Origin of the sequence: Vibrio sp. 10N.247.310.24, from assembly GCF_041467175.1 — a bacterium.
GTDB classification, from domain to species: Bacteria; Pseudomonadota; Gammaproteobacteria; order Enterobacterales; family Vibrionaceae; genus Vibrio; species Vibrio tasmaniensis_A.
The window spans coordinates 112,463-122,355 of record NZ_JBFSUD010000004.1; the positions used below are offsets into that span (position 1 = coordinate 112,463).

Sequence of the window (9,893 nt, forward strand, 5' to 3'; positions counted from 1 at the left end):
TACATATTAAATAACTTCACTTGGCTAATTTCATTTTTAGGATAGAATCGCCCACCTTCTTTCCTTTGATTCTATTTAAGGTCCAATTATGGAATGCCGTCTTCATTGTGGTGCTTGCTGTACAGCGCCTAGTATTACATCTTCATTCCCCCTTCATCCTCATGGAAAGAAGTCTGGTGAGCGTTGTAAGCAGCTTACTGTTGATAACCTATGTAAACTATTTGGTAAAAAAGAGAGGCCTCAGGTCTGTTTTGACTTTAAAGCTGAAAGCTGGGTATGTGGGGCTACGACAAGCGAAGCTATTCAAATACTCACGGATTTAGAAAGTTCTACCGCATAGCGAAAGAGCGTTAGCTGATTTTATTCTTGAACTTATATTCGGCTAGCGGTATAACACGCACCCCAGTAAAAGAGTAAGAAGTAATCCTATGACGATTCCATTTTGGCAAGAAAAGACACTAGAGCAAATGACCGAGAACGAGTGGGAATCACTGTGTGACGGTTGTGGTAAGTGTTGCCTACATAAACTAATGGATGAAGATAGCGATGAAGTTTACTACACCAATGTGGCGTGTAGCTGGTTAAACGACAAAACATGTTCGTGTAAAGATTACCCGAACCGCTTCACTTCAGGTGAAGAGTGTTTGAAGCTGACTCGTGACAAGATTCATGAATTCCATTGGCTACCAGACACTTGTGCTTACCGACTGTTATCAGAATCTAAGCCGATTCCTGAATGGCATCCATTGATTACGGGCTCTAAATCAGATATGCATGCGGCCGGTGAAAGCGTTCGTAACAAAGTGGTATACGAAATTGATGTTGTCGATTGGGAAGACCACATTCTGAATCACCCGAATCGCTAGTTATTCTAAAAACAGCCGCTCTTGAGCGGCTGTTTTGCTATTTGGCGTCGCCTAAATTTACTTAATTACTTAACTTAAAGGCTTAAAACAAAAAACGCCCCGTAGGGCGCTAAGTAAAACGAGTAAAAAAGATTCAGGCTAGTTTACTTGTTGTTTAATGTATTCACCCAGTTCTGAGTGGTGCATGATTTTTGAAACGGGCAGTATTTTCTCTGCTGGGCCCCAAGCAAACACGTTCACTGGTGTGTGAGTATGTGTACCTGTACCCCAAACGATGTTTTGACTTGTTGCCTGTTCACGAGCAAGCAAGTTACCGCGGTCGTTATAAGGGAAGAATGCATCGAAATCGTTGATAGCAGGCACTTCTTCTGTCGATAAGTATTTGTGTTGAGCCAATCGGTATGGGTTCGGCTTACTCGCTAATACGTTTTTCGCTTGTTCCGCTGTAATAGGGAACTCACTATTCTTGTTGACGATCTCAGCCAGTTTTTCAGGTGTTTGCTGCGCTTTATCCAGCTTCTGAAATTCGCTGATCATGCCGTAGTAGCTTTGCTTTTGATTATATAAACCATCAAGAATATCGAATGCGCCAAAGTTGAAGTTAGGTGCATAGTTGCGGTCGGCGAAGGCTTCACCAGAACGTTTTTGTGGTATTGGTAGGTCGTTAGAAGAGTAGCTGAATCCAAAAGATCCTGTTTCGTGGTCTGCGGTCACAATCACGATCGTGTCTTCACGATTTTTTGCCCATTCATACACAGTTTGGATCGCTTCATCAAACTTGAGCAGTTCATGCAGCATAGTGCCGGCATCGTTACTGTGTCCCGCCCAATCTATTTGGCCACCTTCGACCATTAGGAAAAAGCCGTCTTCATCTTTGGATAAGATGTTGAGGGCTTTTTGTGTCATCTCTTTCAAACTTGGTTGAGTACGTTCGCCACTCTCTTTCTTGTTGCTGTAAGCGATGCCGTCATCCATGCCTGAGTAGGCGAACAGGCCAAGTAGCTTATCGCTTTTAGCATCTTCTAGCATGCTGCGGTTAAATGCCAGTTGGTAGCCGTCTTTCTCTGCCTCTGCAAGAAGGTTACGGTCGTCTTTACGTTTTGATTTTAGGTAAACATCACCTTGAGTCAGTTTTTCAAGTTGCTTATAGGTTTCACCTTTGTCGTTGGTCGATTTAGGGATCCAATGACGTAGCCCTCCCGAAAGCATTACATCAACACCAGTTTCTAGCATGTCGTTAGCAATTTGGTTTTCTAGCGAACGGTGAGGTTGGTGAGCAGCAAATGCAGCAGGCGTGGCGTGAGTTAAGCGCGTATCGGACACGAGTCCTGTTGCTTTACCTGCCTTTTTAGCTTTCTCAAGAACCGTCTCAACATGATTGCCCTGAGAATCAATGCCAATCACTTCTGAACCACTGTAGATACCGGTTGCAAGCATGGTGGCTGAACAAGCAGAATCGACCACAATTGCATCTTCTGGGTGAGTCAGGGATGAACCAATAACCCCTTCTTGAGCAAGTTGATAAAGGGCGGTTTTGTTCCCTTTATAGATCGAGTTTGGTGCTTGGTTTGCGTAGGTTTCTAACAGGCCAACTTGTTGAGGTCCCATTCCATCGCCAATCATCAGAATGACGTTTTTGATTTCTGCTGAAAGTACGTTGAATGAAAGTGTTGAGGTTGCCACTGCGGCAATGATTGGTTTTATAATGTGCTTCATTGGTTATCCCTTTTTATATAAGCGGGATGATTAGAACATCGATTTGTGTCAAAGTCGTTTCATATTTATTTCATCAATGTGAAATTGAGCAATAACTCCAATTTTTTGAAAAGCATAAAAAAAGGCTCACATTTCTGTGAGCCTTTGTCGTATTTAGGAGGGTCCAAATCAATGGACTGCGTCATGGCTAATGTCAAGCAAGCGGTAAGTCTGCAACCACCTGGTTGAACGTGATACGAGCATTCTGAGCTTGCTCAGATAACTCGATTTTTTTCGCTTGTGCGGCACTAAGATTACTCTCGGCCTGCTCAAGTGCTTGTTGTAGGTTCTCTGGTAACTCGTGAGTTTCCATTTGTGAACCTTGTTCTAACACATAAGCGCGAATTTCTTTCTTCACTGCGGCAAGTTCTGTGTAAGCAACTCGCTCAAGTTCTGCGGCCTCTTGCGCAGCATCTTTTTCTTTCTCAAATTGAGCCAGCGCCATACCTTCTGCAGACCAAGGGTCCATATCTGGTAGTTCTTCGATGTTGATCGTTGGCTCGATGTACGCGTCTTGATGGCGTAGGTCGAGGCTCGTTGCACGAACCGCTGAAATCATCAGCATCACAGAGATCACCAGTAGCGGTAAGCCACCAACTATTGCTGCCGTTTGTAGCGTACTTAGACCACCCAAGAACATCAGAATCGTTGGCAAGAACGACAGTGTGAATGCCCAGAACATACGGTTCCAACGCATTGGCTCTTCGGTCACGTTGTTTTGCACAACAGACGCTAGGATGTATGAGATTGAGTCAAATGTCGTTGCAGTGAAAATAATACACAGCAGCGTAAATACCGCGATAACTAGTGTACTCATTGGCAGTTGCGCAAGCATCGAGAAGATAGCTTTGGTAGCGCCTTCTGCATTCAAAATCGCTACTACATCCAGTTCACCAGAAAGTTGCAGTGATAGGCCATAGTTACCTAAGATCATGAAAAACAAGAAACAACCTAGAGAGCCAAAGAAAATTGAACCTGACACCATTTGTTTGATGGTTCTTCCGCGAGAGATACGCGCAACAAACAGGCCCATACTTGGTGCAAATACTAGCCACCATGCCCAGTAGAAAATGGTCCAGTCTTGTGGGAAGTGCGTGTTCTCAAAGGTACCGTAACCACCAAATGGTTCAGCCCATGTTGCCATCACGAAGAAGTTAGACAGTAGACGACCAATAGAGTCTAAGCCTGTTTCTAGCATGAAGATTGTTGGACCGGCGATCAGAACGAAAGTCAGTAAACCCATTGCACCCCAGAAATTGATGTTACTCAGGATCTTGATGCCTTTTTCCAAGCCAGCATAAGAAGAGTAAGCAAAAATTGCCGTACAAACTAAAAGTACCATTGCTTGCGTAAGGTTATTTTTAGGTAAGCCGAATAGGTGGTTCAGGCCTTCAGTGATGAGAGGTGCTGCTAAACCTAGTGTTGTCGCGGCGCCACCCAGTAGACCGAAAATGAATAGGATATCGACGATTTTTCCAGGTACGCCTTTACTGCGGTGTTCACCAAGAACAGGCATTAACGCACTAGAGATCTTTAGAACAGGCTGTTTACGCACATAAAAGAAGTAAGCGATAGGAATCGCTGGGATCAGGTAGATAGACCAAGCGATTGGTCCCCAGTGAAACAAACCATAAGTTGCCGCCCAACGAACCGCTTCTTCACTTCCGGGTTCTAGTTGGAAAGGCGGTGATTGGTAGTAGTAAGCCCACTCAATACAGCCCCAGTACAAGATACTTGCGCCGATACCACCACAGAAAAGCATTGCTGCCCATGATGCAGTTTTGAACTCAGGTTCTTCATCAGCTTCACCCAGTTTAATTTGTCCCATATCACTGAACACAACGTAAACCATGAAGGCACAAGCAGCTAGGCCTAGAGCAAGATATAGAAATCCAAGTTGATCCGTCATGAATGTTTTCGCAACCGCAATCCAGTCTGCGCCCTGTGCTGGGAACAAAATGAGCGGGAAAACTATCGTGAGTAGGAGTGCAATAGCACCAAAGAAGGTAGGCTTATCAATAAGCTCAAAAGTGTTTTTCACGAGTATTATTCCATTAAAATGAGAGCGGAATTATGGAATGAACTCGTTTTTTAGACCAAATCAGGTCTGTTGTCGTGACGACAAATTGCTTCTATTCAATAAAAGGTAGGTAATGAAAGAATAGAGAAGCAGAGCTGTAAAGTTAGGCTAAAGCGAAATTAGGTTAAAGCAAAAAGTTAGACTAAAGCGATAAGGATGCCACCTACGGTAAGTGCCGCGGACAAGAATTGCCCCGCTGAATATGAGCCATCATCCTCTTCTTCAACCTTGTCTGGGTGGTCCATGCCTAATGCGCCGTGAGCGAACGATTCAACTTTATCGGTAACGGTTGCATTTTCCGCTTCGAATTTTTTGGATTCTTTATCGATTTGTTTAAGAGCAGATAATAGCGCTTTTCCTTCATCGGAAAGCTTAACGGTATTTTGTTCCACCTTGAGTGGAGCAGGCTTTTCAGCCTCGGTGCTTTTATTCTGTGCGTTCATTTTCGCAGGTGAATACAGCTGAGTATTACTCGTTCCTACTGGTGTCATATCGCTCTCCTTACCTATCCTTAAATATAGTATCGGCAGAGGTGTGAAAAACTTGTGCATTTAATCACCGTGGTGATGTTTTTTTATTCGCACATTGTTTTTTCGTCTGCTTAGTCAAACCGTCTAGTTATTAAGCAAATCTTGTGCCGATAAGGAATTTGAATGTTATATAGAGTTAGAGTGGATGATAGGAGCCAATGAAGCTCTGTCGATGGGCTAGTTATCTAGAATTAGCCCATCGTTTCGTTCTCTTATAAGAATGGATAAGAATGGTTTAGTCGCACTCTAGGCTAGCGCCGCGTTTAGATAGGTGTTTGTATGCCTTCATTCTGTTCTCTTTTTTAACAAAGCGAGCGGGTGGAGAAAGCACTTTGAGCTGGTAGTCACTGCTATCTGAAGCGATTTCCTTAACTGGGCTGATAATCGCAATTTTTAGATCGGGATTGCGACGCAGAATCGATGCAGCTGTGCCTAAACCATCTTCTGTATGGAACTTGCCAGCAACATGAATCACTTGCTGATCTGGGTTGGATGTTAGGTAACCGACAATCGACTCCGCCATGGTTTCATCCCATGTTACTTGAGCGGCAAACTGCTTTTCTGTTTGCTCTGGCGTGCCGTGATGCATCGAAGCCATGAATTTGTCTTTGTAAGGGCTATCGCCAGTATCCACTTCTGAAGCAATCCATTGACGTTGTTCCGTCGTTAGCTGATCTAGATAGGCTAATCCCTTACGGCCAATGCATTGTACGAAGGGTTTTGGTGCGTTTGCCGCAATGATATCGACGTCATTGGCTTTAGCAAACTCAACCAGTGCGCGATAATCACTTTCGTAGTTTGGCCAAGCAGCCGCTTGAGACATAAGAATTTGTTCGCCAATTTCATCATTGAGATATTGGTTTAATGTGTCTTGATGTTCTCGAGTGAACTGTTCCATTGAAAGCGCGATGTTTGATGTGGCGTTGCGACGTGCTTTTAAGAAATCGGTTTGGAAGCGATGGATTGCCGAGTGAGTGTGCCATTCGCCAATAAGAACCACATCAGCGTCAATCAGCTGTTTAGGTAATGCATCGAGAGAAAGCGTTTCGCCTTGTGGAGAAGCAAACTGGTAGTCATAGAATGTGGAAACGGCTTGCGTTTGCGTGTTAGCCACTTTTTGAGAAGTGCTGTTTGAAGGTTGATTAGCACAAGCTGTAAGCAGGGTCGCTAATCCGATAAGAATAATACGTTGCATGAAATGCCTCCTTGAAGAACACGCATACTAAAGGAGGCAAGATGAGATTTCAATGCAAACGATAATCAATATCAATTAAAGTTGTTTGCGGTACACTCGTAGCATAAAGTCAGCTTCACAGTTGAATTGCTTTGAATCGGTGAGTTGTTGTTTAAATTCTTCACTCGCTTTCCAAGCAAACGGCGTCATCTGTAGCAGGTCGAATGCGTCTGACCCCGATAGTTCCATCATATAGTTTAGTTGCTCTTGGTGCTCAAGAATAAAACCTTCGATCATCTCTGGATCTTCATCGTGCAAACGAACGCCATCATAAATCGCATCACGCAGCTGATAAAGGTGTCGGCTAGCAGGGGTCACGGTGATCACCACACCATTGTCTTTGATCGTGCGTTGCAGCTCTTCTGCCTTACAAGGCGCGTAAATGCGTAGAATGCCGTCTAAGCTGTTTTCAGAAAAGGGTAGGCGATGGCTCGAAGCGACTGAGAAGTCGACCGCTGGATAGCGTTTAGCGGCATATTTGATAGCAATTTTAGAGATATCGAGACCAAAAGTAGCGCCATTCTTTTCGTGAAGGTTTACCGCAATTTCATTGGTGTAATAACCTTCACCACAACCGATATCTAATAGGCTAGGGGTTGTTTCTGGCAGATAGCTAGCGCATAAACCAACAACGGCTTGGCGCATTGGATCGTAGTGGTTGCCTTCAAGGAAGCGGCGACGAGCCTGCATCATCTCTTTGTTGTCACCTGGATCTTTTGAGCGTTTGTGGTGTGCTGGCATCAAATTAACATAGCCTTCTTTCGCTAGGTCGAACTGATGGTTCTTTTCACACTTAAACGTACGATCGTTTTGAGATAAAGGTTGGTGACACAAAGGGCATTGGTAAGTCATTGCGAACTCGAGGTAGAAATTTCAAGTCCAAAATTTTAACAGGAAGCATAGTGGGGCGCTAGAATAAACGCAGCTGTCTTGGTTTACGGCAATTAGTGAAGATACAGAGGCTGTCAGTGAAGAGATAGAGCCAACGTATGGTTGGCTCTATTGGTTATGAGCAAGTCACTGATAGAAACAGTGAACTCGGTTTTTAGCTAAAGAAGTTAACTTGGTTCTTTAACGACTCAGCTTGTTTTTGAAGTTCATCAGCACTGTGAGAAGTCTTAGCGCTGGTTTCACGGCTTTGCTGGTTCAAATCGCTGATCGCATGCGCGTTCGCTGCTATTTCTTGAGAAACCTGAGCTTGCTCTTCTGATGTCGCAGCAATGGTTTCAGCTTGAGAAGCAATAGATTCAACTTGAGAGGCAATCGACTCTAGGGCTGTGCCTGCTTCTTGCGCTTTATCAAGTACTTGGTTGGCATTCGATTGGCTTTGTGTCATCAGGTTCACGGCATTGTTAGTTGAAGATTTCAACTTCTCGATGATGCTCACTACGTCTTGTACTGACGTTTGTGTACGATGAGCCAATGTTCTTACTTCGTCAGCGACCACGGCAAAACCACGACCCTGATCCCCCGCTCGCGCTGCTTCTATTGCAGCGTTCAACGCAAGTAAGTTGGTTTGTTCTGCGATGTCATCAATCATCTTGGTGACGGTTTGAATGCTTTCGCTATCAGAACTCACTTGCTCGATGGCCGATGCTGATTTGTCTAATTGATCATTTAGCTGGGCAACATCAATACACACACCTTCAACGACTTCTAAACCTTTCTGGCTGTCTTCATTTGCAAGGCGAACATTTTCAGCAATGCTATTCACTTGCTGCGCTACAGATTCTGCCGAGGTAGCCATCTCTTCAATAGCGGTAACGACTTGCTCAACCTGTGCTTGCTGGCGGTCAGATTGGCTCAGATTGTGGCTAGCATCCTGTGACACACTGCTAGAGCTGTTTTGTACTTGATCACTGGTCGTACGAATTTCTCCAACGAGTGTATTCAATTGAGCAGCCATATTCGCAACGCCGGTATTTAGGTTGCTGATTTCATTCTTAGTCTGTTTGCCGTTGTTTGGAATATGTAAGCTGACTTCGCCTTTTCCTAAGCGCATCATGTATTCGTTTAAAGTCGTTAACGGCGTCAACGTGCGGTTCAATACGAGCGTTAACACGACGATGGTAGCGGCGGCAATCAAGGTCGCGATTATCGCGATAAGTTTCAGCAGTTCGTCGCTGCCTTTAGTGACTTCATTAATAAATGTGCCGCCAAGTAGCTTCCAATTCCACCCCGGAACTTCGGTATAGACGAGGTATTTTTCGCCCACTGTTCCTTGATACTCAAAAGGGTAGAGAATCAAGCCGGATGGCTGCTCAAAGAGTTGATAGAAAGGTTTGTTACCGTCGTAGTCGGCAACATCCACAATAGATTTATCACCTCCAGCATTAGTAGGGTGCAGTAAGTACTGGCCTTGATGCTCTTCTTCATTGTCAACGATGATGGTATAGCCAGTATCGCCCCATGAGACAGAACGCAATGACTCGAACAGGTTTTGTGTCGCCTCTTCTACGGGTAGACCAATGAAAGAGACACCGTTAACTTTGCCTTGTGCATTCGTTAAAGGTGCGTAGTAGGTAATGTAGCGTTGGCCGAAGAGCTTCACTTGCGCGTAATAAGCTTCGCCATTTTTGAGTTTGTTATAGCCAGGATGATCCTTGCCTAACGTTGTGGCAACAACACGTTCCCCTGACGGTTTTTTAAGAGAAGTAGACACGCGAATAAAGTCATCGCCAAATGGGGCAAATAGGGTTGCTACAGCGCCGGTGTCGCGAGTAAAGCTATCAACGAGTTTAGTGTCGTTGATTAGGCTCTCACCATATTGAGTCAGGTTAGGAATGGAATGACCGTTGAACTCAACGTCGTAATTCTCAACATAAACACCTGCTAGGTAACCGTTACGAAAGGTCGATTCTAAAACTTTGGCGGTATGCAGGTAGGCATCGAATTGGCCAGATATGGTTTTGGCCATCGCTTCTACTTTGGATTGGTGTTCCCTTAACGTGTTGTCTAATAATACTTGTGAGGCATTGCGATACACGAGCGTTGCGATAGAGCCAAAGGCGATAAGTAAGCACAGCAAAATGACCAACTTAAGTTGGAAGCCAACACTTTGATTTTTGTATTTCTCGAACATGAATTCATTATCCTGTCTTCATTGAGGTGTTGTTAAGTGGTTTTAGATAAGTTTGTTATTGAGCCTCCTATCATAAGAACTTATTCATAGGCAGTAATTGATAAGAATTAATGAATTGATAGTTATATTTATAAATTGTGGCGTATGAGATATGAAATGTAATTTGGAATGTATTTGAATCAGAGTAGATAAATTTTGTCTGCGTTAACTTACAAACTGGTCATGGGAATAGAGATAGAGATAGAGATAGAGATAGAGATGGTTAGGGCAATAAAAATGCAGCTCATGGGCCAACACCTATCATTTAAGGTGTTTAGATCGCACAGTGTAGCGAGTCTTACTAAAA

The 9,893-nt window shown here is 44.1% G+C and carries 8 protein-coding genes; 2 read left to right on the forward strand and 6 right to left on the reverse strand.

Features of this window, described 5'->3' with window-relative positions; translation table 11 throughout:
- Positions 1-88: 88 nt before the first annotated feature.
- Positions 89-340: a hypothetical protein gene (locus tag AB6E08_RS02500; protein WP_009848668.1), complete on the forward strand. Its 252-nt coding sequence runs from the start codon at positions 89-91 to the stop codon at positions 338-340.
- An 88-nt stretch (positions 341-428) separates the two neighbouring features.
- A complete protein-coding gene (locus AB6E08_RS02505) occupies positions 429-866 on the forward strand; it encodes a YcgN family cysteine cluster protein (RefSeq protein WP_372066445.1) in 438 nt (145 codons plus the stop codon).
- A 138-nt stretch (positions 867-1,004) separates the two neighbouring features.
- Here AB6E08_RS02505 and AB6E08_RS02510 read toward each other — a convergent pair whose 3' ends face one another.
- From AB6E08_RS02510 to AB6E08_RS02535, 6 genes are all read right to left on the reverse strand, one after another.
- On the reverse strand, positions 1,005-2,582 hold the full coding sequence (locus tag AB6E08_RS02510; protein ID WP_372066442.1) for an alkaline phosphatase: 1,578 nt from the start codon (positions 2,580-2,582) through the stop codon (positions 1,005-1,007).
- A 193-nt stretch (positions 2,583-2,775) separates the two neighbouring features.
- Complete coding sequence (locus AB6E08_RS02515) at positions 2,776-4,662, reverse strand: BCCT family transporter (RefSeq protein ID WP_065678625.1); 1,887 nt, start codon at positions 4,660-4,662, stop codon at positions 2,776-2,778.
- A 176-nt stretch (positions 4,663-4,838) separates the two neighbouring features.
- Complete coding sequence (locus AB6E08_RS02520; protein ID WP_009848664.1) at positions 4,839-5,192, reverse strand: hypothetical protein; 354 nt, start codon at positions 5,190-5,192, stop codon at positions 4,839-4,841.
- Positions 5,193-5,466: 274 nt separating this feature from the next.
- Positions 5,467-6,426: a ChaN family lipoprotein gene (locus AB6E08_RS02525; protein WP_012603499.1), complete on the reverse strand. Its 960-nt coding sequence runs from the start codon at positions 6,424-6,426 to the stop codon at positions 5,467-5,469.
- Positions 6,427-6,501: 75 nt separating this feature from the next.
- Positions 6,502-7,317, reverse strand: a complete 816-nt coding sequence (gene rlmA, locus AB6E08_RS02530) for a 23S rRNA (guanine(745)-N(1))-methyltransferase (protein ID WP_372066437.1) — start codon at positions 7,315-7,317, stop codon at positions 6,502-6,504.
- Between the two features lie 193 nt (positions 7,318-7,510).
- The gene (locus AB6E08_RS02535) at positions 7,511-9,547 is read right to left on the reverse strand and encodes a methyl-accepting chemotaxis protein (RefSeq protein ID WP_009848661.1); all 2,037 of its coding nucleotides are present in this window, start codon (positions 9,545-9,547) and stop codon (positions 7,511-7,513) included.
- Positions 9,548-9,893 lie beyond the last annotated feature (346 nt).

What these genes read in the sequence shown, in the direction of transcription:
- AB6E08_RS02500 (WP_009848668.1), top strand. Translation starts at nt 89, where the DNA reads ATGGAATGCCGTCTTCATTGTGGTGCTTGCTGTACAGCGCCTAGTATT.
- AB6E08_RS02505 (WP_372066445.1), top strand. Translation starts at nt 429, where the DNA reads ATGACGATTCCATTTTGGCAAGAAAAGACACTAGAGCAAATGACCGAG.
- AB6E08_RS02510 (WP_372066442.1), bottom strand. Translation starts at nt 2,582, where the DNA reads ATGAAGCACATTATAAAACCAATCATTGCCGCAGTGGCAACCTCAACA.
- AB6E08_RS02520 (WP_009848664.1), bottom strand. Translation starts at nt 5,192, where the DNA reads ATGACACCAGTAGGAACGAGTAATACTCAGCTGTATTCACCTGCGAAA.
- AB6E08_RS02525 (WP_012603499.1), bottom strand. Translation starts at nt 6,426, where the DNA reads ATGCAACGTATTATTCTTATCGGATTAGCGACCCTGCTTACAGCTTGT.
- rlmA (WP_372066437.1), bottom strand. Translation starts at nt 7,317, where the DNA reads ATGACTTACCAATGCCCTTTGTGTCACCAACCTTTATCTCAAAACGAT.
- AB6E08_RS02535 (WP_009848661.1), bottom strand. Translation starts at nt 9,547, where the DNA reads ATGTTCGAGAAATACAAAAATCAAAGTGTTGGCTTCCAACTTAAGTTG.